We start from the raw sequence: 21596 nt of genomic DNA on the forward strand, positions 1-21596 counted from the left end.
ATAACTAAGCAGCTATTAAACCATTGTGCCTGAGCAAAGCTTCAGTACTAGGTTCACGACCCCGGAAAGATTTGAATACTTCCATTGGATGCTTGCTACCACCGAGTGCTAAGACTGTATCACGGTAGCGCTTACCTATAGCTTTTACAGCTTGTTCGTCTTCTAAACCAACTTCCTCAAAAGCAGCAAAAGCGTCTGCACTCAGTACTTCCGCCCATTTGTAGCTGTAGTAGCCAGCTGCGTAACCACCGGCAAAAATATGTGCAAAAGCACACAAGAATGCATCTTCAGGTAACGGAGGTATGACAGTGGTTGTTGTAGCAATGCGATCGCGCACTTGTTTAGGAGTTTCATCACCACCAGGACGATAGCGGTGATGTAATTCGATATCCAACAGGCTAAAGTGGACTTGCCGCAACGTTGCACTACCGCTCATATAATTCTTGGCTGCCAACAGCTTTTGGTAGTAATGTTCTGGTAATGGTTCGCCTGTTGCGTAATGCCTAGCCATACCAAATAAAGTCGCGCGGTCATAGCACCAGTTTTCCATAAACTGGCTAGGTAATTCCACTGCATCCCATTCAACGTTATTAATACCTGCTGCCGAAGTATAATCTACCTTGGTCAGCATGTGATGTAAACCATGACCAAACTCGTGGAACAAAGTCTCTACTTCCGCGAAAGTCATCAGACTAGGCTTACCATCAACGGGTGGTGTCTGATTACACACCAGATATGCCACAGGTAAGCGAGTCTTGCTCACGCCATTTTCAGCAACTTTACCGCGATTGATACAAATATCCATCCAAGCACCACCGCGCTTTTCCGCAGGACGGCTGTAGGGATCTAAGTAAAAATAGGCGATCGCATTACCTGTTTCATCAGCAATTTGGAAATAGCGGACATCTTCATGCCAAACTGGTGCTTGACCATCAGCAGGGGTGACGGTGACACCAAATAGTCTTTTCACTAACCCAAATAAGCCATCTAAAACTTGGGGAAGGGGAAAATAAGGACGCAATTCCTCAGCTGTGAAAGCAAATTTTTCTTCCCGTTGGCGTTCTGCCCAATAAGCAATATCCCAATGTTTTAAATCATTTGCTTCTGCTACTCCCTTACTTGCAGCAAAAGCTTTTAATTCTTCTAATTCCTTAACAGCAGCATCATAACTTGCTCCACGCAGTTCTTCCAAGAGCTTTTCGACAGCCTCGACATGGGGAGCCATCTTACTAGCTAGGCTAACTTCCGCATAAGTCTTGTAGCCAAGTAACTCTGCCAGTTCTTGACGCAGCGTTAAAATGCGTTCAATGATCGGGTTATTATCCAACTCTCCCGCAGCAGCACGGCTGATATAAGCTTTGTAAAGCACCTCCCGCAAATCGCGACGAGCGCTGTACTGCATAAAAGGATAGTAACTGGGGAAATCTAAAGTAATGCGCCAAGGGCCATTTTCCGGGGTAGCATTTTCTGCACCTGCATCTCGCGCCGCTTGTGCTGCTAAACTTAGCAAACTGGGGGGTAAGCCGTCCACCTCTTCTTTCTTCGTCAGCGTCAAGCTAAAAGCTTTAGTTGCATCCAGAACATTATTAGAGAACTTAGTAGAAAGTTCTGCTAACTCCATTTGGATAGCGTTAAAGCGATCGCGCGCTTCACCTTGTAAACCCACGCCAGAAAGTTCAGCATCGCGGATTGCAGCTGCGACAATACGCCGTTGAGCAGAGTCAAAACTATCCCAAGCCTTACTAGCACCAAGGGCTTTAAAAGCATTGTAAATTGGTTGACTTTGGCTGAGCTTGTTAGAAAACTGCACCACTTGCGGCTGCACAGTTTCAAAAGCTTCCCGCAGTTGGGGGCTATTTTTCACACCCATTAAATGGTTGACAACACCCCAACTCCAATTCAGGCGTTCTGTGATTTTTTCTAGAGGTTCTACTAAACCACTCCAACTGGGCTGAACATCAGCTTCCAACTTAGTTAGTTCTTGTTCTAATTCTGCCAGTAACTGATTAAACGCTGGCACCACATGCTCTGGTTTAATGTTCACAAAATCAGGTAAACCAGCGCCTTGCAATAAAGGATTATCTATAATCGTGGCGTTTACACTCATGGTTTTACGTGAGTACCCGCTCTGTGTGGGTCAACTGTGATTTTCTTTCTCCACCTTCTAATGTAGCGATTTTACTCACTAGTCAATCGCCAATAGTAGAAAATTCCAGAATGACACACAGCGATCGCCCATCGGTGTGTATCGGTGTGCATCTGTGTTCGATTTTCAGAACCTCTTCCCAGCCACCATATGCACAGCGATCGCCCATCGGTGTGTATCGGTGTCAAGTTTTTTGAGATTGTGGCGAGGTGGAAGGGATAATTATTATCGAACACCGATGAACACAGATGGACACAGATTTGGTTTTTGCGTTGGCTGTCTGTATTTTCATCGGCGTTCGATATTCGAAAACATCTTCCTAGCTACAGACTGGAACTACTGATAGCTGTTAGAACTCTCCGGCTAATGCAGCCACGCACCGTTCACAAATCAGTGGATGTGCTGCATTTTCTCCTACATGAGTAGAGTAATTCCAGCAGCGATCGCATTTTTGCCCGTCTGCTTGTAGTACACCAATCCGCCACCTATCGGCTTGCAAGTTGTATTTTGAACCTTGCAGTTTTTCTGGTGCGTCTACCAATTCCACGAGTGAGGTGATGAATAGGTAGCGAAGTTCGTCTACACCGTTGCTGTTGCTAGCATTCAGTGATTTGATTGCACTTAATAATTCTGCATCACTGATGTAGAGCAAGATTTTTGCTTCTAGGGAGGAACCAATCATTTTTTCTACCCTAGCTTGTTCTAATACCTTGTTGACATCAAGGCGAATCTCCCGTAGTTGTTGCCAAAAAGTTGCTAGTTCTGGATTATGCCAGTTTTGCTGCAATTGTACCCAACCAGATTCAAATACTGATTTATGGGGAGTGTGGTAGGGAAGATATTGCCAGATGTCTTCGGCTAGGTGACATAATACAGGTGCGATCGCTTTGGCTAAGTTTTCCAGTGCATACCAATACACTGTCTGACAACTGCGACGCCGCAAAGCATTGGGAGTACTGATGTACAACCGATCTTTGGCGATATCCATATAAAAGTTGGATAAATCCACCACGCAGAAGTTTTGCACAGTTTGGAAAAAGCGGAAGAATTGGAAGCTATCGAATGCTTCAGTAACTTCCTGGAATACTTCTGTCATTCGGTGCAGCATGTATTTGTCTAGCTGCGGTAATTGTTCATAGGGTACAGCATCTTTGGCTGGATCAAAATCATGCAAGTTACCCAGTAAATTTTTAGCGGTGTTACGAATTTTGTTCCGGATATCAACCAGTTGTTTGATGATATTGCTACCCAGGCGCACATCGGAGGTATAGTCTACCGACGATACCCACAACCGCAACACATCAGCACCATAAGCCGGCTCTTTTTTCTGATCTTTGCCACCTTCAATGACAATAGCCGGATCGACAACATTTCCCAGCGACTTACTCATTTTCCGCCCTTGTTCATCTAGGGCAAAACCATGAGTCAACACGGTTTTGTATGGCGCACAGTTGTTAACAGCCACACTGGTCAGCAAACTTGACTGGAACCATCCCCGATGCTGATCTGAACCTTCTAAGTACATATCCGCGGGGTAGTGTAATTCTGGACGTTGCTTGAGTACAGATGCCCAAGATGAGCCAGAATCAAACCACACGTCCATTGTATCTGTACCTTTGCGATAGGTACGGCCATTATTGCGGTAGGTTTGGGGTAGTAACTCCTCAACAGATAATTCCCACCAAGCGTCAGAACCCTTTTCGGCAATAATTGCTTGGACATGGGCGATGGTTTCTTCATTCAGCAGTGGTTCTCCACTAGCTTCATCGTAGAATACTGGAATTGGTACACCCCAACTCCGCTGACGAGAGATACACCAGTCAGAACGATCGGCTACCATCGGTGTGATTCGATTTTCACCTTGGGCGGGAATCCATCTTACAGAAGCGATCGCTTTGAGTGCTTCTGCGCGGAATCCTTCCACAGAAGCAAACCACTGTTCTGTCGCCCGGAAAATCGTTGGTTTTTTTGTCCGCCAGTCGTAGGGGTATTTGTGGACGTAGGGTTCTTCTTTCAACAAGGAACCAGCAATCGTCAAAGCATCAATTACCGCCTGGTTTCCATCACCAAGCACATTCAACCCAGCAAACTGTCCCGCCTCTGGGGTAAAGTTACCATTGTCATCAACTGGGGCTAAGATAGGCAAACCATAACGCTGACCAACAATGTAGTCTTCTTGACCATGCCCAGGGGCAGTGTGGACTAAGCCAGTACCAGATTCAGTGGTAACATAATCGCCACCAATGACAATCGGGCTCTCACGATCGTACAAGGGATGACGATAAGTAGAGTGTTCTAAATCTTTGCCTTTGACTGTGGCTTTTACTGAGAGTGGAGTTTCCAGGGTCGCAGACAGGCGTTCTACTAAATCAGCAGCGACAATAAGGTATTTAAACCCTAAACCTTCTCCTGATGAAGTAACTTCTACAACTGCGTAGTTAAGTTCTGGATTCAACGCCACCGCCAAGTTACCCGGAATTGTCCAAGGTGTAGTTGTCCAAATTGCTACACCTAAATTTGGTAAAAATTCTGATAAAGCAGGTTTTACCGCTTCCGCCAAACTCGTCACAGGGAAAGCGGCGTAGATACTGCGAGAAGTATGACCCTCTGGATATTCCAACTCAGCTTCTGCCAAAGCAGTTTTAGAACTAGGACTCCAGTGTACTGGCTTTAAGCCCCGATAGATGTAACCTTTTAACACCATCTGTCCGAAAACACCGATTTGGGCGGCTTCGTATTCCGGTGTTAAGGTCAAATACGGATGTTCCCAATCACCCCAAACTCCGTAGCGTTTAAAACTATCACGCTGTTCATTGACAGCATTTAGGGCAAATTCTTTCGCTTTCTGCCGCAGTTGTAAAGGTGTCAAGTTTTGCCTTTCCGCAGCTTTCATATTCTGTAAAACTTTTAGCTCAATTGGCAAACCATGACAGTCCCAACCAGGAACATAGCGCACTTTCCGACCGCGCAGCAGTTGGTAGCGATTAATAATATCTTTGAGAATTTTATTTAAAGCATGACCAATATGCAGAGAGCCGTTTGCATAGGGAGGCCCGTCGTGCAATATAAATAATTCGCCGGGATTATTTTGAGATAGGCGATCGTAGATTTTATTCTCTTCCCAAAATTTTTGGATTTCGGGTTCACGCTTGCTAGCGTTTGCCCGCATATCAAATTTCGTTTTGGGTAGGTTTACAGTATCTTTGTAGCTTCCAGTTTCTGTCACAGCTTCATGCCTGAATTAGCAGCAAATGATGTTCCAATCATTATAGAATCCACGCGTCCAGAACGGCTAACTAGTACAAGAAGGTACGCGAATTGTTTGATAGTTCGGCTGCGCTCTCTTTGAAAAAGATTTAGTAGTGAAGTCGTTGTTAGCTGTGGTGCGGGTTCTGTAAGCCCGACTGGTGCGCTAGCCTCTGGTCTAATTGCGTATACCGCCAAGCGCTGCATACTATTCACTGTTTGATTAGCTCAGTGGTAGAGCGTCCGAGTTGATCGGTTGACGTAGGTTCAAATCCTACATCAAACTCCCCCAAAGTTAGCTCACTGGTAGAGCGATCAGCTTACAGCAGAAATTATTGACATCAGCACTGATGCTAAGTTACCGAGATAGAACTCAAGTCAACTGCTGTTTGGATAGCCTCATATAAAGGAGTTAATTCCTATCAACAGATAATAAAAAACTCTGCGTTCTTCTGCGTTCAAAAAATATATAGCCACAGAGTAATTATTTCCTGTCTTTTTTGAGATGATTATAATTTCTTTTTAACTTCACTTTTATTATGTGCCTGGTTTGCTGAGTTTGAGTTTTACGTCTTATCTTTTGAGTAACTAATAGCTTTTTGGATTTTTGAACCTTAATGACTATTGTTGGTGCTTTTTCTCTTGGCAATGTATTTGTTCTAAATTTGATTGTTCTAAAGTCTCTATTTACATTTAGCTCTGTTTTTTTCTTTTTTGGTCTACTTTTTATTTTTTGCTGATTTTGGAGTATGACTGAGTGTTTTCTTTGTTGAATTAAATTATTTTTTGTATTTTCATGAGAATTAGCAGTTTTTAATAATTTTGATTCTGATTTTAAATTTGCTTGTAATTCTTGCTGTGGTTGAACTTGAGATTTTTTTTGTTTTACTTGTGATTGTGTTGCGATCGCTGCATTTTTAGCAACTACAGTAGCAGATGGTTTAATGTCTCTAGTTTGTTGAGACTTTTGATTAACAATAGAAACTTTTGAGGGAGGTGAAACAGAGGGTTTGTTAAGAGGAACTGAGTTTTTAGTGCTGATTGGATTAATAAGTGTTGTGACAGCAGCAATTAATCCTACTCCTGATCCGAGAAAGATTTTCCAAGTTTTTTGATGTGTCTGGCTAGGATGAGAAAAAAATGTAGTGGCAAAAGATAACGCTGATTTTGGCAATATTTGCAGTAATGTTTTTTGTGAACATATATCTGTTTGGTTGATATCTTGCTCAATTTTTTCTAGCCATTGCCAAATTACCTGTGTATTTTCAGGGCGTTGATTTGCAACTGGAGCCATTAAACAGTCGATTAAATCTGCAAATAGTGGCGAAATCTGCAATGCATGAGGACGCCAGTCCAATTGATTAGTTAAAGGATTATAGATAGCTGAATCTTGGGGTTCTTTACCTGTGAGTAGAAAAACAAAAGTGCGTCCGAGTACGTGTACCGCGATCATCTACTTCAAAAGTATTGCCAAAACCGCCTTTGCCTAGTTTTTCAACAACCGTATAACGACCTTGTAATAGTATTTCTGAACCACAGTTGCGACAAGTTGAATTATTTACATTTTCAGGATCAAGAGGATTTGGACAACGGGGGTTAATACAGTAGGGCATTGTAAAAATAATATTTGCCTGTGTTGGTGATTGCGATCGCTCATCAGTCTATTCGACTGCGTCTAATTTTACATTATGCGTATTTTCACTGGACAAAAAATGATTGATCGCAATCTACTCTAAGATTAGATGTGACTTTAAATACTTTATAAATAGCATTGAAGTATTGAAGCATTACCTCAAAGGTTATTTTGCCGTCTAAGAAAAAAGCTCACCAAAGGCTGATAACCTATGTCTCCTTTCCAATGCAGCAATTTTTATATATAACTGACGGGACTAAAAATCAGCAATTAATCAAAACACTAATTTGCAGAACTTGCCAAACAACTGTACTCCTTTTAAAATTGGTTCTTAATCTTAGTTTCGCTTACGAAACCCCTATGTCTACTGCATACCTCTCCGTAAAAGAAACCTCTGAAATGCTTGGTTACTCTGAGCAATACGTTCGTAAGTTGCTTAGAAGTGGAGAAATTAACGGGGAAATGATTGGTAACAGATGGGTGGTTGCTTCAGAATCTGCTAGCGAATATCGTTGTAAAGAGCATAACCCTGATCAAGTTATTCCAGATCATGCAAGAAGAGCTTCTAGTAAACCTAATCTTAAGGCTTTAAGCTTTTTCTCTGGTTGCATGGGTCTTGATTTAGGCTACTAAAGCCTGGACAATATTGGCGAGACTTACCAGTAGAGTTACACAAAGAAGCATTGGGAGCGTCTTATCATGCGGGAGGTGGAAAAACTGGTTTCTACCGGAGATTAGCTTGGGATAAACCCTCTCCAACTCTCGTTACACATCCAGCAATGCCTGCAACAGATTTGGCGCACCCAGAAGAGGATAGACCTCTTAGTATTCAGGAATATAAACGTATACAGGAATTTCCAGATGATTGGATTATTGAGGGCAGTTTATTAGACCAATATCGGCAAGTAGGAAATGCTGTTCCCTGCTCTCTTGGTAGAGCGATCGGTAGGATGTTAGTGAACTACTTAAACGGCGTAGAGCCAAAAGTTTTTAGGGATTTTCCCTATTCTCGATATTTAAAAACCGATGATGTTAGCTGGGAGTTAGATGTTTTAGGGAAATCTCATTCTTGTTCTGCGAAACAACTGTGTTTACCTTTTATGTGAAGCACATTTTTGTTCACTTCAAAATAGGAGGCTCCTGTTGAAGTGATACGTAAGCAGATTGAATTTTGAGTATCATTTGCTTTACATGAAACTTCAATAACTCATATTCCAGTCCAACCATAGTCCAAAATTCAGCTCCACACACACGAGGAATACTCGTACTTGAAAATGTCCAACCACCACCTGTGCAAAAGGCTGCTGCAAAAATTCGGTGCTGGTGGAGTTCTAGTTCACGCTTTGATCTGGGTGCTTGACTACCTGTGAGGGTGTTACGCTGTGTCTTGATCTGCGCGAATACGGGTTCTCCTTTTCCTCCGCATAAAATAATCGAGTCGATACCAGTGATCTTAAGCCCAAAATCTCTCTCTGGGCTTACGGTGTAGGGACTTATATTAGCAATTATTTCCCAAAGATCACCCATTGTTGTACTCAGATTCCTGGAGATTGAATTACTTTCAACAAATACTGCTGCTCCACACATTTCATAGAGATTGCGCGGGCTGGATTCCATTTCTGCTGGCGATCTTACCAATGTTGGCATTGAGTCAATGAAGCGATTTGCAAACTGTTCACACTCAGTTGCTATGGCTGTAGACCTGTCTTTTTGTACCCTCTTTAATTAGGGCGATCGCTCGGTGGTGTTTGTTCGGGTGGTGCTTCAGCTGGTGGGGCGAGTTCGGCATCCGGTGCAATTTCTTCTACAGGAATTTGTTCTAATTTTTCTGCCACTTCCTCGGCTTGAGCAGCAGCTTCTTGGGCAGCTTCTACCAATTCAGGTGATGGCGGGTGAGGGGGAATTGCTTGTGGTACACTCTCTGTTTTAACTTCAGTATCAACAGGTGTAAGTATATCTGCTGACGGTGTTGTTTCTACTGTAGTAGTATGATGATCGGTAATCTCAACAGCGGGTTCTTCTGTGGGTTGAGGGGTTTCTGGTGTCTTTGTACTGACACTTTGTTGGACGCGATTCTTGGCACCAGAGAAAATTCCACCCAGTCTGCTTTGTATCTGTCCCAAACGTTCTGGCAGCGATAATTTAGTCACCTGTTCCTGAATCGTATTTTGCACTGCTTCCGTACTGGGTACAGGGGTTTGTTGTGCAGAAGGCGCTAACTGACGACGCAATGAAAGGGTTTGCCAACCAAACCAAACCAAAAGCGCCACACTGGCAATATGACCTAGTAACAGACCCCCGGTAATGCGTGGCGCAAACACCCACAACATTAATGCGTAAAACAGTCCTATACCGCTCCAGATAAAATCATTTTTACGGTGAATTTCTGGGAAAAAGAAAGCCGCTAAATAAATGGCTATACTACCAAGACCTACTGTTAGTGCTAGGACATGTGCCAGCATTTCGTGTTTCTCCTTAACTACGTCATGGGACTGGTGATTGTTGGTAATTGGTGATTAATGGTTGGTTATTGGTGGTTGGTAGTTCCAAACAACAAACAACAAACAACAAACAACTAATAACTAACCACTAACTAATTTTGCAAGATAATTGTTGATTTCGATACAAATTGAAATTACTTATCTGTGTAGTTTGTGCATTTATACTCTGTCGCTGAACTTTTAATGTCTTCTTTAGGAAAGAAGCGAAAATCTCGGACTACCCTTAAAGATAAAAGATCACGAAGAGTTAGCCAAAAATTTATGACCCTACAAAGCTTTGGTGTGATTGGCTTGGCCGTCATGGGGGAAAATATCGCGCTCAACGTAGAGCGTAATGGCTTCCCAATTGCTGTTTACAATCGCTCACGCGAAAAAACCGACAAGTTCATGGCAGAACGTGCCCAGGGCAGAAACGTCAAAGCTGCTTTTACCCTGGAAGAGTTTGTCGCTTCTCTGGAACGTCCCAGAAAAATCTTAATCATGGTACAAGCTGGTAAACCTGTAGATGCAGTAATTGCCCAGCTCAAACCTTTGCTTGATGAAGGCGACATCATTATCGACGGCGGTAACTCTTGGTTTGAAGATACAGACAGACGCACCCAAGAACTAGAACCCGCTGGCTTCCGATATATCGGTATGGGTGTAAGTGGTGGTGAAGAAGGGGCGCTCAATGGCCCTTCTTTAATGCCAGGAGGTACTGAAAGCTCTTATCAGTATCTGTCTCCTATCTTCAATAAAATTGCCGCCCAAGTAGATGATGGCCCTTGTGTTACCTATATTGGCCCTGGTGGTTCTGGTCACTACGTGAAAATGGTACACAACGGCATTGAGTATGGCGATATGCAGTTGATTGCTGAAGCCTACGATTTGCTGAAAAATGCTGGGGGATTGGATCACAATCAGCTACACGAAGTTTTTGCCCAATGGAACACCACCGATGAACTCAATTCATTTTTGATTGAGATCACCGCTAATATCTTCCCCTACATCGACCCAGATACAAATTTACCTTTGGTCGAATTAATTGTGGATTCGGCTGGGCAAAAAGGTACTGGACGCTGGACAGTGCAGACAGCATTGGAATTGGGGGTTTCCATACCTACAATCACAGCAGCAGTAAACGCTCGCATTATTTCTTCCTACAAACAAGAACGGGTAGCTGCATCTAAGGTACTTACAGGTCCTTCTGGTAAGTACAATGGGCAAACCAAGGACTTCATCAACATGGTGCGTGATGCCTTATATTGCTCAAAAATCTGTTCTTATGCTCAAGGGATGGCACTACTATCCAAAGCTTCACAAACATACAACTGGAATTTGAAGCTGAGTGAATTAGCACGAATTTGGAAAGGTGGCTGTATTATTCGCGCAGGATTTTTGAACAAGATTAAGAAGGCTTTTAACGAAGATCCAGCATTACCTAACCTGCTGTTAGCGCCAGAATTTAAGCAAACAATTCTCGATAGACAGGCTGCTTGGCGGGAAGTCTTAGCAACTGCTGCGAAGTTGGGAATTCCCGTACCGGCGTTTAGTGCATCTTTAGATTACTTTGATAGCTATCGTCGCGATCGCTTGCCCCAAAACCTCACTCAAGCTCAACGCGATTACTTCGGCGCGCATACTTACGAACGCATCGACAAACCAGGTACTTTCCACACCGAATGGGTTCCGATTACTGAAAAATCCCATTAAATCTTCATCAAGTTTGAAGCTGAAAAGCTAAAAGTGGCCCGAGTTTCAGGGCCACTTTTTTAAGTTGGTGGTTAATTATCATTTGTTAGGGGATTAATTTAGCAGCAAACTCACAATCTATCTGTGTGCATCGGTGGTCGATTTTTTATACACTCGTTGGTGGGCAAAAACCCGTGAGGGTCTTCTTCAAATCGAGATGATATCCTTCTTAATTAACTTACCTGTGCTATCAAAGTTGAGTATCAGTGCATATTCACCAGGTTAGTTCCCTAAATAATTTGATTTTCACAAACCAAATATAATTGCTATATGCAACGTATTTCCGTCGTAGGGACCACTGGTTCAGGTAAAACGACTTTGGCGCGGCAAATTCAACAGCGCCTTAACATTCCCCATGTAGAGTTAGACTATCTGCACTGGGAACCCAACTGGACAGAAGTAGCAGATGATATTTTTCAACAGAGAGTTTCTCAGGCACTGTCAGGTGATAGTTGGGTAGTAGATGGTAATTACAGCAAAGTACGGGAAATTATTTGGCGAAAAGCAGATACAATTGTTTGGCTAGACTATGCTTTTGTTTTAACTATGAGTCGTCTGCTGAAACGGACATTTTGGCGCGTAGTGACGCAACAACCAGTCTGTAATGGCAACCGCGAAACATGGAAAACTACATTCAGTCGTGATTCTATTTTGTTATGGGGACTAAATACCTACCACAAAAGGCGAAAAGAGTACCCAATTTTGTTTAGTCAACCGGAATATGCTCACCTACAAGTAGTACATTTGCGATCGCCACAAGCTACACAAGATTGGTTGTTTAGTTTATAAGGTCTTGTTGAAATCAGAAAGCTTAGGCAGAATAAGTTAAAAACACAGACTCATCGGTAATTCGGTTCCCCGTTGATATGACAAAATCAAGCCAAAGAAAAAATCTTAGCTGATCAGTGATGTGTCATCCAGAAGTAATGAAAACGTAAATATTGGCAGCAACAGATTTGCTGGTGACGCTAAAATAAGCGATCACCACACAAGCTTTGCCATCAAATATCCCTATCATATGGAGATTCAAATCCTACCTCCGGGAAACTACTGTAAAAATGAGCGTCTGATAAGTATAAACTGTAACTAAATGATCAGCGGCATGAAATTCCAACTGTTCTTAGCCTCTTTGTTTTCCCAAATCAAAGCACGTCATTGGTGGTTCGGTGTACTTTTATGGATTGCATTGTGTCTACCAGCCCAAGCGTCCGTGATCCTGCGGGTAGCAATTGAACAGGATGCCAAGCAGGTTAAAATTGGCAGTTCTACAACTGCGATTGTCAAAGATGGTAGTGGGCGTACTCTGGGACAACTACCAGCAATGAATGCGTACTATGCCCAAACAGTCCCTGGTGGAGTAGCCCTAGATAAATGGCAATCTGGTTTGTTTTGGATTGAGCCAACAGGTAAGGGATTTGTTTATATAGGCGATCGCTGGTATCGGGGAAGAACTCTAGTAGTCCGCACAAACAAAGGTGTCACTGCTGTTAACTGGGTAGATTTAGAAGAATACCTCTACAGTGTTTTGGGTGGGGAAATGGATAGTCGCTGGCCCCTAGAAGCCCTCAAAGCCCAAGCGATCGCAGCTCGTACCTACGCCCTTTATGAACGAGGAAGACAGCGTAATAATCCCATTTACGATTTGGGTGATAGCCCTGATCGCTGGCAGATTTATAAAGGTGTGATTAGCGAATCTCGTAATACTTATGCCGCTGTTGATGCTACCGCCGGGCAAGTCCTCACGTATAACAACCAAATTATTCTCTCAGTTTTTCATGCTTGCTCTGGTGGACATACTGAAAATGTCGAAGATGTTTGGTTAAGCAAAGAACCCTACCTGCGTGCTGTTCCTGACTTTGACCAAAATATCCGCGAATGCTATTGGATGAGAACTTTTTCCCCTACGGAAATTAGTAGTAAATTTCCAGAAATAGGTAATCCCAAGCAGATAATTATTGAACAGCGATCGCCTTTTAACAGTGTGAAAGCTTTAAAAATTGTCGGTGACAAAGGCGAAAAGCTGCTGCGAGGCGAAGAAGTACGTACAGCCTTAAAGCTAAAGAGTACCCGCTTTAATGTCTCCAACGGTAATGATGGCTTCACATTCCAAGGACTAGGTTTTGGTCATGGTATTGGCATGAGTCAATGGGGCGCTTACAATCTAGCTTTGCAGGGAGCCAGCTATCTGCAAATATTAGGGCATTACTACAAAGGTGTAGCCCTGACGCCGATTAAGGTGAAGTAGGGGAGTGTATAGCGTGCAAGCGGTGAGCCAGTGCGCAGAATGGGGGGTTCCCTCCCCCAACCCCCAATCCCCACGGGGGGCGGTGAGTCCCCCCGTTGTAGCACGTGGCGTCACCTGGCATACAATACACGCGTAGCAACAGCGGCTTCTGCAGGTAGCGGGTTCAAGGGAGAGTACCCGGAGGGTTTAAGGTAAAGGTGGAGTGGGGGGGAGTCTGAGGAATAACCAACAACTAACAACTAACTACTAACCAATGACTAAAATTAAATCAACCAGTGAGTAGGTATAGATAGATGTTAAACGCAGCCCAACAGTTGGAACAACAAATGCCTGATGCTACTCGGTTGTTAAGTGATGCACCGGAAATAGAAAGTTCTTTGCATTATCTTCAATTGTTGTTACTGGTAACATCTTTAGAGTGGCTGTGGCGAGAGCAAAATGATTTTTTTATTGGTGCGAATCTGACGATTTATTTTAGTCGGCAGCAATTGCGAAATCGTGATTTTCGAGGCCCAGACTTTTTTTTAGTCAAGGATACCGAAAAGCGATCGCGTAATTCTTGGGTTGTTTGGGAAGAAGATGGTCGCTACCCAGATTTGATTATAGAATTACTTTCTGATAGCACGGCTAATGTTGACCGGACTTTGAAGAAAAATCTTTATCAAAGTCGCTTTCATACGCCAGAATATTTTTGGTTTTCACCAGAAACTCTGGAATTTGTTGGTTTTGAATTAGTGGGCAATCAGTATCAAGAAATTGTCCCCAATTCCCAAGGATGGCGTTGGAGTCAAGTACTTGGTTTGTATTTAGGTATACACGAAAACAAATTACGCTATTTTACTGCGGGCGGTGATTTAGTTCCCACACCAGAAGAAGTTGCTTTTATAGCTCAACAACAAGCACAACAAGCAACAGCTAGGGCAAATGATGCAGAATTACTTTTACAACAGGAAAGAGAGCGATCGCAGCGTTTAGCTGAGCAGTTGCGTTCTTTAGGAATTGAACCAGATAATTTAACTTATCCTGACAGAACCGAATACTAGAAATTAACAGAGCAAATCCAATAACCATTTGTGGTAAAATCACCTAAATATTTTTGCTGGTATTTTGGAGTAGCAACTATTTTCAATAAAATAACAAAGGAACTTTCATAACGAATCAGCTTCAAAACAAGCAATTAGGTGTGTAGAAAGTGAGCGAGGAAGCAAAAATTGTTGCAAACCATGCGAGGATTTGTCCGAAAAGCAGGAAAGCTGAAAAAATGGCTACCAATCAATGAAGTGTGGTGGGCGAAATTTGATTTATTAAGAGCGCTGGTAAGGCGTGATTTAGAAGCTCGCTACAAAGGTTCCATCTTGGGTAATTTGTGGCCTCTATTGAATCAGCTATCGCAGTTACTGATTTACACTTATGTATTTTCGGTCGTTTTAAAGGTAAAACTCAGTCTTAAAGGCGTTCCAGAAAACAATTTTACCTTTGGTTTGTGGTTATTTGCTGGTTTACTACCTTGGATTGCTTTTAGCAGTGGATTAATTCAAGCTGCAAATTCAGTAGTAGCACAACCTAATTTAGTGAAAAAAGTAGTGTTTCCTCTAGCTTTATTACCCCTTGTGCCAACTTTATCAACGTTCATTGAAAGTTCTTTTGGATTGATGGCGTTGATTTTTTTTGTAGCTGTATCTACCCACACTTTACATTTAACCTTAGCCCTATTGCCATTAATTTGGTTAACACAATTGTTGTTGACAGCAGGATTAGGTTATTTTATGGCAGGATTAACTGTGTTTTTGCGAGATATTCCCCAAACTTTGGGAGTAATTCTCAATATTTGGTTGTATTTAACACCAATTCTTTATCCTGCGAAAGCAATTCCAGAAGAATGGCGGAATTTGGTGTTTTGGTTAAATCCTATGACAGCTATTGCTGAAGTTTATCGTGATTTAGTTTTAGTAGGAGAAGTAAAGCACTGGGGTGAGTGGGGAGTAACTACTGTAATATCTGCAATTGTATTTTGTATAGGTTTTTCAGTTTATAAGCGGCTGCGCCCAGCGTTTGCTGATGTTTTGTAAAAAACTGCGTGCAATTAACTCAAACAGAAATTTTTTACTGTTTGATGACATTAGTGTTTAGAATTTAGCACAGTTACTTTTGAAAGCGTGTGTAGTGATATGGGTGAGGAGATTGCAATTTCACTAAAGAATATCTCTAAGTGCTACAAGCGCTATGCTCGTCCCGTCGATAAGCTCAAAGAAATCTTATTACGTGGTCAGAATCATGCTCAAGAGTTTTGGGCTTTACGGGATATAAACTTAGAAATTCCCAAAGGTGAAACTGTAGGAATTATTGGTCAAAACGGTTCTGGTAAAAGTACGCTACTACAAATTATTGCTGGAACACTAACACCTACTACAGGTGAGGTGTGGGTAAATGGGCGAGTTTCAGCGTTATTAGAACTGGGTAGTGGTTTTAATCCAGAGTTTACAGGACGACAAAATGTTTTTTTTAACGGGCAAATTTTAGGTCTGAGTAAAGAGCAAATAGAAGCTAAGTTTGATGATATTGCTGCTTTCGCTGAAATAGGTGATTTTATAGAACATCCAGTTAAAACCTATTCTAGTGGGATGGTGGTGAGATTGGCATTTGCAGTGATTGCCAATACAGAACCGAGTATTTTAATAGTTGATGAAGCTTTAGCTGTAGGCGATGCGAAATTTCAAGCTCGTTGCATGAAGCGAATTCGAGAAATGAAAGAACAGGGAGTAACTATCCTGTTTGTTTCTCACGACTCTTCTAGTGTCAAGATGTTGTGTAAAACTGCTGTGTTAATGAATCATGGCAGAGTTTTAGAAATAGGTAAACCCAAAGAAGTCGTAAATCATTATATTGCTCTGTTAAGTTCACAAACAAATCAGGAAGAAATTGAGGAAATAGATTCTATTGAAAATTATGAAGATTTTGTCACAGATACTCAAGATGATTCTTTATCTAACCATCGACATGGTAATAAACTAGCAGTTCTTAAAGATGTCAAAATTTTATCTTTGGCTCAACAAGAGATAACAAAAGTAGAGACGGGAAAATTTTTTAATATAGAAATTATATTGGTAGCCAAAGGAAAATTATCTGATGTAATTGTAGGAATTTCCATTAGGAATTTGATGGGATTAGTAATGTATGGGACAAATACTAAACTACTAAATGTAAAATTACCAGAATTGTCTAATGGTGAGCAATTAAAAGTTTCCTTTCAAGTTCCTTGCCATTTAAATAAGGGCGTGTACACAGTAACAGTTGGCGTACATTCGGAAGAAGGTATAAGTTACGACTGGATAGATGAGATGGTTGTATTTGAAGTAGATAATAATATTTACTGTGATGGTGTATTAGACCTCAAGTCAACTGTATCATTCAGCACTAGAGCAATTTCTGCTCAAGTATAGAAAACATGATGAATAGTAATGAAGAATTTAAGTATTTTGAAAAGGTGAATTATGAATGAAGAACATGAGTCTAAAGTCAATGTTGATGAAATCATGCATAAAATTCGAGAAGAAGTGGTTAAGCGCCGGAATTATTCTCAATCGAAGCGTTTCACTTATCAGTCATCAGTACCAAGTATTCAAAACCACCACAATGCAACTATAGAGCTTATCCAAGGTTTGCTTAAAAATGCACAATTAAGATCAGAAATTCGTACAAAATGGCCTGACAATCTTAACAAGTTTCCTTTTAAAATAAATAAAAATATACAGAAATTTATTTTAAAGTTACTGAATTTTATATTTAAAGATCAAAGAGAAGTAAACTATAACCTAATCAGAGCTTTACAAGAATCTGTCGCGCTAAATAGGCAGTTGATAGAGCAAATTGCAAGCTTAAGAATAGATCGGCGCTTAGTAGATATGGAAACTCAGTTAAAAAAAATGGATGAGCGCTTTGGAACTGTGTATAGTCGTGTTCCCAATATAGATGACAGTTTGAATAATATTGATAATTACGTAAATAGTTGGATAAGTAGTTTTGAAAAGCAATTAAATGCTGTAACTAATCAAGAAAAGCAACTAGAAGATCACTTAAAAGCTACAGATACCCGCTTACAGTGGATGGACGATCGCTTAAATAGAGTTGACACTCACCTGCAAGGAATCAATGAGCAGTTGAGCAATGTAAATTATCATATGCAAACAACAGACGAGCGTCTGCAACAAATGGACAATCGTCATCTTAGAAACGACAACTACCTCAAAAATGATTTAATTCAACAAAAACATCTATTGATGATGTTTTTGGAAGAAGCAAAACGCAGATTGCCAGAACCATTTGATCAACAACAACTGCGAACTTTCGTCAATGAAGAACAGCATTTACTAGACAGCTTATACACAGCTTTTGAAGACCGTTTTCGTGGTAGCCGTGAAGAAATCAAAAATCGTCTGACAACCTATATTCCTTATATTGAAAAAGCGATCGCAGCAACAGAAAATGCTGCAATTCTCGATATCGGTTGTGGTCGGGGTGAGTGGTTAGAGTTATTAACTGAACGAGGGATGAAATCGTCTGGTGTCGATATCAACACTACGATGGTGCAGTATTGTCAGGAAAGGGGTTTAGATGTTGCTAAGGAAGATGGTCTGCTTTTCTTACGTAATATTGAAGCAAATTCCTTGGCAGGGTTGACAGCATTTCATGTGATCGAGCATTTGTCATTACAGGAGTTTATCAGCCTCATTAATGAAGCATTACGGGTGATTCGTCCCGGTGGAATCGTCATCTTTGAGACACCCAACCCAGAAAACTTGATTGTCGGAGCTTGTAACTTTTATATAGACCCCACCCACCGTAACCCTATTCCACCACCAACAGCACAGTTTTTGTTAGAAAATCGTGGCTTCTCCCACGTTCAAATTAATCGTCTGCACCCAATGACCGATAACCACGGTCTGGATAACCAATTCTTGAAAGATATCCTGCTAGGTTGCCAGGATTATGCAGTTATTGGATGGAAATCATAAATTGGGTGATGCAATGAAAGTATTAATTTGCAACGAAAGATTTCTGTTCCGCTTTGGTCTTGATCGTGTCCTGATGTTAATTGGGAAGGGCATGGTAGAGCGAGGCAATGACGTCTACATGATGGGCTATTGGTGGGATGAACCAATAGTGAGTCAAATTGCCAAAAAATTCATCCCCGTTCCCCCACCCACCGATGATTATGCCAACGCCAATGAGTCTACAACTAAGTGGTTAGAGAACCAATGGCACAATCTTTTTTCGGAGTCTGAAAAACCAGATTTGGTGATTATTGGGGGATGGCCATTTTTTCAAGCACTAGAGTTTTTTTCTCAAGTTTGTCAGACCGTTATTTTTATTGATGCAGGTGCAGTACCGTTAGATGGTTTTGTTGGTCATCCTCTACTAATTCAGCAGAAACTGAGAAATTTCCGTCAGCGTTATTTACCCAAGGCAACAGCAATACTGCCAATTAGTGATTTTATAGCTAAATCACAGACAATAGTTGATCGCGGTAATAGTGATGGTATCCATACAGTTCTGCTTGGTGCTGACCATATGGAACTGTCCCTATGGCAAGCACATATGGTCAGTCAAAGTAGCGGCACAAATTTCTCCACATTGACAGCACTGAAGGAAACAGGACGTACATATATTCTAAATCTGGGGCGTTGGGAGCCAGGCTGCTATAAGAATTCTGAAGCCTGTTTTGAGGTAATACGGGAGCTGGTGCAGCGACACCCACAAGTGACTTTGCTAGTCTTAGCAAATCCATCGGATATTAAGATTCCAGAGGATCTCAAAGAATACATCAAACCGATTGGATTCCCAGATGATGCCGAACTACAGGAGATTATGAAAAATGTCGCCTTGGGAATTTCTGTATCGCTTTGGGAAGGTTTTAACCTGCCGCTTGCAGAAATGCAATGGTTGGGACGTCCAGCACTAGCGTTTAATCTTGCTGCCCATCCGGAGGTAGTTGTAAATCCCTGGTTCCTGTGCGCCGATGTTGCAGAGATGGCGGAAAAAGCGGGTTACGTTTTGACAGGACAAATTCCTAATGAAGTCATATCCGCAGATAATTACAACAAGTTTCGGGAAAATTTCCGTTGGGAAAAAGTAATTCAAACCTACTGTGATTATTTTGAGAATGCATTAAAAGCAAGCCGAGATACTACTCCCATCTTGATTGTTGATGTTACTAATAGCTGCCGTGACCCCGGCAATTCTGGTGTAATTAGGGTTACTCGTCAACTTTGCCGTACACTACAAAAATACTGCGATCCGGTATTTGTTGTTTGGGACTGGACAACAGAGCAATACGTGTTACCTTCCCAGGATGGTTACTTGCAGCTAGGTCAGTTTAACGGACCCAAACTACCAACTTATGCAGAGGCAGTTTTGGCTCGTGGAACAATATCCCTGGATGAATTTCTAGCACTTGATCCACAAGCGCGAAATCGTCCAGCATTACTTTTTTTCCCAGAAACTGTTTTAGACGGACATAGCACAAAAGCTTTTGCTTACGCCCAAAAGCAACAGTGGAAAACAGCGGCTATCCTCCACGATTTGATTCCGGTAATGTATCCGCAATGGTGCAGTCCCACGGTGAACGAACTGTTTCCTCCATATTTGGAAATGCTGTCGAGTGTCGATGTAATTATTCCAGTTTCGGATTTTTCTGCAAGAAGCATTCAGGATTATTGTCATCGAAAGAACATCAAGCACGGTAAGATAAGTACTACATTACTGCCAGGGGAATTCGGTCAAGCAGCCCGCAATGTGAAAATGCCCAAGGAGCAATCTCCTCAAGTGCATATGCTGTGCGTTTCTACCCTGGAACCGCGCAAAAATCACCGCACATTGCTAGAAGCTTGTAAAATTTTAGCGCAGCATTATCCTCAACTGAATTGGCGTTTGACTCTTGTTGGTAACCGCTATGAAGGCGCACCACAGATTTACGAAGCTGTCCAAAAGGCATCAGCCGAAGATCCACGTATTCAGTGGTTGGGAATTGTAGATGATGCCAGATTGCATCAGTTGTATGAGGAATCGACCTTTACTATCTACAGTTCCCTAATCGAAGGTTTCGGAATGCCAGTATTAGAAAGCATTTGGCATGGACGACCTTGCCTGTGCCATAACCAAGGTGTGATGGCAGAATTAGCAGCAGGAGGCGGCTGTTTAGTAGTAGATATGACCGACGCTCAGGCTTTAGCTCAAGCAATTTACAACTTGTCGTGCGATCGCACCTTGCTTGCCGAATTATTTCAAGCAGCAATTGACCGCACACTCAAAACTTGGGAAGATTACGCCCAGGAAGTATTGACTGCTTTAGGTCTGGAGGAGACATACGCTATGGTTGTGAATGCGACAATGACCCAGAACCTAGAAATCATTCGTTATGAGGATCTGCTTTACCAGAACTGCCTGCTTGAGCGTTGGCAGATGCATGATTCAGAGCGTATGGCATTAGCTGGATTGTTGGCCCGGCATCAGCCACGATGCAGTGTTGAAATTGGTACGTATTATGGCGGTAGCCTATCACTGATAGCACAGTACTCTGAAATGGTGTTTTCGATTGATATCGATCCAGAGGTAATTTCACGAGTTCCGGCAATAGAAAACGTTAGCTTTTTGACTGGGGCGTCAACGACTCTGCTACCATTGCTATTTCAGGCACTTGATGAAGCTGATATCCCAATAGATTTTGTACTGATCGATGGCGATCATTCTGCTGAAGGCGTGCGCAGAGACATAGAAATTATTTTGACGTATGTGCCCAAACGACCGCTGTTCGTGATGATGCATGACTCATTCAACCCAGAGTGTCGACGCGGAATGATGAGTGCGAGATGGCAAGATTCGCCCTATGTAATTTGGGTAGATATAGATTTTGTGCCGGGACGTATTATTGAAGGCGAAAATAATTTGGCGAAAGGAGAAATGTGGGGAGGTTTAGCACTGGCTCTACTTTCTCCGACACCACGTCAAGGCGACCTCACCTTTGGGGCCTCAGCGAATGAATTTTATGAAGTATCCCTGAAAAATTCACGGCATTGACATTATTTTTATGTGAGTATA

17 protein-coding genes and 1 tRNA gene are annotated in these 21596 nt (G+C 42.0%); 12 read left to right on the plus strand and 6 right to left on the minus strand.

All coding sequences use genetic code 11. The features are described from left to right. Positions 1-4: 4 nt before the first annotated feature. Complete coding sequence (locus UYK_RS0106895; protein WP_009458214.1) at positions 5-2107, minus strand: M3 family metallopeptidase; 2103 nt, start codon at positions 2105-2107, stop codon at positions 5-7. 8 nt (positions 2108-2115) lie between these two features. Between UYK_RS0106895 and UYK_RS26000 the strand changes: the two genes are divergently transcribed. After that, positions 2116-2343 (plus strand): hypothetical protein, encoded by a 228-nt coding sequence (locus tag UYK_RS26000; RefSeq protein ID WP_131474248.1) that lies wholly within the window; start codon positions 2116-2118, stop codon positions 2341-2343. Between the two features lie 152 nt (positions 2344-2495). On the opposite strand, the gene ileS is transcribed toward UYK_RS26000, so the two are convergent. Further along, positions 2496-5372 (minus strand): isoleucine--tRNA ligase, encoded by a 2877-nt coding sequence (ileS, locus tag UYK_RS0106900; protein WP_009458215.1) that lies wholly within the window; start codon positions 5370-5372, stop codon positions 2496-2498. Between the two features lie 237 nt (positions 5373-5609). Here ileS and UYK_RS0106910 point away from each other — a divergent pair. After that, a tRNA-Gln gene (locus UYK_RS0106910) sits at positions 5610-5678 on the plus strand. Positions 5679-5876: 198 nt separating this feature from the next. On the opposite strand, the gene UYK_RS0106915 is transcribed toward UYK_RS0106910, so the two are convergent. After that, complete coding sequence (locus tag UYK_RS0106915; RefSeq protein WP_235182308.1) at positions 5877-6749, minus strand: serine/threonine protein kinase; 873 nt, start codon at positions 6747-6749, stop codon at positions 5877-5879. A 43-nt stretch (positions 6750-6792) separates the two neighbouring features. Further along, positions 6793-7005, minus strand: a complete 213-nt coding sequence (locus tag UYK_RS26520; protein WP_009458217.1) for a 4-Cys prefix domain-containing protein — start codon at positions 7003-7005, stop codon at positions 6793-6795. 245 nt (positions 7006-7250) lie between these two features. Between UYK_RS26520 and UYK_RS24085 the strand changes: the two genes are divergently transcribed. Both UYK_RS24085 and UYK_RS24090 read left to right on the plus strand, forming a co-directional pair. Continuing rightward, positions 7251-7658 (plus strand): helix-turn-helix domain-containing protein, encoded by a 408-nt coding sequence (locus tag UYK_RS24085; protein WP_040469099.1) that lies wholly within the window; start codon positions 7251-7253, stop codon positions 7656-7658. Between the two features lie 50 nt (positions 7659-7708). After that, positions 7709-8131 carry a DNA cytosine methyltransferase gene (locus UYK_RS24090; RefSeq protein WP_026086385.1) on the plus strand — a complete coding sequence of 141 codons (423 nt, stop codon included), beginning with the start codon at positions 7709-7711 and terminating at the stop codon, positions 8129-8131. A gap of 13 nt (positions 8132-8144) precedes the next feature. Here UYK_RS24090 and UYK_RS24095 read toward each other — a convergent pair whose 3' ends face one another. Then, on the minus strand, positions 8145-8642 hold the full coding sequence (locus tag UYK_RS24095) for a hypothetical protein (protein ID WP_146005634.1): 498 nt from the start codon (positions 8640-8642) through the stop codon (positions 8145-8147). 104 nt (positions 8643-8746) lie between these two features. Continuing rightward, entirely contained in the window at positions 8747-9487 is a 741-nt protein-coding gene (locus UYK_RS0106935; RefSeq protein WP_009458223.1) for a Ycf66 family protein, read from the minus strand. 300 nt (positions 9488-9787) lie between these two features. Between UYK_RS0106935 and gndA the strand changes: the two genes are divergently transcribed. The 8 genes from gndA (at position 9788) to UYK_RS0106975 (ending at position 21575) form a co-directional block, all read left to right on the plus strand. Further along, entirely contained in the window at positions 9788-11218 is a 1431-nt protein-coding gene (gene gndA / locus UYK_RS0106940) for an NADP-dependent phosphogluconate dehydrogenase (RefSeq protein ID WP_016871155.1), read from the plus strand. 309 nt (positions 11219-11527) lie between these two features. Next, a complete protein-coding gene (locus UYK_RS0106945; RefSeq protein ID WP_009458225.1) occupies positions 11528-12046 on the plus strand; it encodes a P-loop NTPase family protein in 519 nt (172 codons plus the stop codon). Between the two features lie 301 nt (positions 12047-12347). Continuing rightward, the gene (locus UYK_RS0106950) at positions 12348-13502 is read left to right on the plus strand and encodes a SpoIID/LytB domain-containing protein (RefSeq protein WP_016871156.1); all 1155 of its coding nucleotides are present in this window, start codon (positions 12348-12350) and stop codon (positions 13500-13502) included. Between the two features lie 293 nt (positions 13503-13795). Further along, the gene (locus tag UYK_RS0106955) at positions 13796-14545 is read left to right on the plus strand and encodes a Uma2 family endonuclease (RefSeq protein WP_016871157.1); all 750 of its coding nucleotides are present in this window, start codon (positions 13796-13798) and stop codon (positions 14543-14545) included. Between the two features lie 180 nt (positions 14546-14725). After that, positions 14726-15571, plus strand: coding sequence for an ABC transporter permease (locus tag UYK_RS0106960; RefSeq protein ID WP_016871158.1), 846 nt, complete (start codon positions 14726-14728; stop codon positions 15569-15571). Positions 15572-15670: 99 nt separating this feature from the next. Continuing rightward, the gene (locus UYK_RS0106965; protein WP_016871159.1) at positions 15671-16942 is read left to right on the plus strand and encodes an ABC transporter ATP-binding protein; all 1272 of its coding nucleotides are present in this window, start codon (positions 15671-15673) and stop codon (positions 16940-16942) included. Between the two features lie 51 nt (positions 16943-16993). Further along, the gene (locus UYK_RS0106970; protein ID WP_016871160.1) at positions 16994-18514 is read left to right on the plus strand and encodes a class I SAM-dependent methyltransferase; all 1521 of its coding nucleotides are present in this window, start codon (positions 16994-16996) and stop codon (positions 18512-18514) included. Next, on the plus strand, positions 18489-21575 hold the full coding sequence (locus UYK_RS0106975; RefSeq protein ID WP_009458232.1) for a glycosyltransferase: 3087 nt from the start codon (positions 18489-18491) through the stop codon (positions 21573-21575). The genes UYK_RS0106970 and UYK_RS0106975 overlap by 26 nt, the downstream gene beginning before the upstream one ends. Positions 21576-21596: the final 21 nt, after the last annotated feature.

It is taken from the genome of Fischerella thermalis PCC 7521, from assembly GCF_000317225.1.
In the GTDB taxonomy this organism is placed as follows: Bacteria; Cyanobacteriota; Cyanobacteriia; order Cyanobacteriales; family Nostocaceae; genus Fischerella; species Fischerella thermalis.

What these genes read in the sequence shown, in the direction of transcription:
- UYK_RS0106970 (WP_016871160.1), top strand. Translation starts at nt 16,994, where the DNA reads ATGAATGAAGAACATGAGTCTAAAGTCAATGTTGATGAAATCATGCAT.
- UYK_RS0106965 (WP_016871159.1), top strand. Translation starts at nt 15,671, where the DNA reads ATGGGTGAGGAGATTGCAATTTCACTAAAGAATATCTCTAAGTGCTAC.
- UYK_RS26520 (WP_009458217.1), bottom strand. Translation starts at nt 7,005, where the DNA reads ATGCCCTACTGTATTAACCCCCGTTGTCCAAATCCTCTTGATCCTGAA.
- UYK_RS0106895 (WP_009458214.1), bottom strand. Translation starts at nt 2,107, where the DNA reads ATGAGTGTAAACGCCACGATTATAGATAATCCTTTATTGCAAGGCGCT.
- UYK_RS0106955 (WP_016871157.1), top strand. Translation starts at nt 13,796, where the DNA reads ATGTTAAACGCAGCCCAACAGTTGGAACAACAAATGCCTGATGCTACT.
- UYK_RS0106975 (WP_009458232.1), top strand. Translation starts at nt 18,489, where the DNA reads ATGCAGTTATTGGATGGAAATCATAAATTGGGTGATGCAATGAAAGTA.
- UYK_RS0106935 (WP_009458223.1), bottom strand. Translation starts at nt 9,487, where the DNA reads ATGCTGGCACATGTCCTAGCACTAACAGTAGGTCTTGGTAGTATAGCC.
- UYK_RS24095 (WP_146005634.1), bottom strand. Translation starts at nt 8,642, where the DNA reads ATGGAATCCAGCCCGCGCAATCTCTATGAAATGTGTGGAGCAGCAGTA.
- UYK_RS0106945 (WP_009458225.1), top strand. Translation starts at nt 11,528, where the DNA reads ATGCAACGTATTTCCGTCGTAGGGACCACTGGTTCAGGTAAAACGACT.
- gndA (WP_016871155.1), top strand. Translation starts at nt 9,788, where the DNA reads ATGACCCTACAAAGCTTTGGTGTGATTGGCTTGGCCGTCATGGGGGAA.
- UYK_RS24085 (WP_040469099.1), top strand. Translation starts at nt 7,251, where the DNA reads ATGCAGCAATTTTTATATATAACTGACGGGACTAAAAATCAGCAATTA.
- UYK_RS0106960 (WP_016871158.1), top strand. Translation starts at nt 14,726, where the DNA reads ATGCGAGGATTTGTCCGAAAAGCAGGAAAGCTGAAAAAATGGCTACCA.
- UYK_RS0106950 (WP_016871156.1), top strand. Translation starts at nt 12,348, where the DNA reads ATGATCAGCGGCATGAAATTCCAACTGTTCTTAGCCTCTTTGTTTTCC.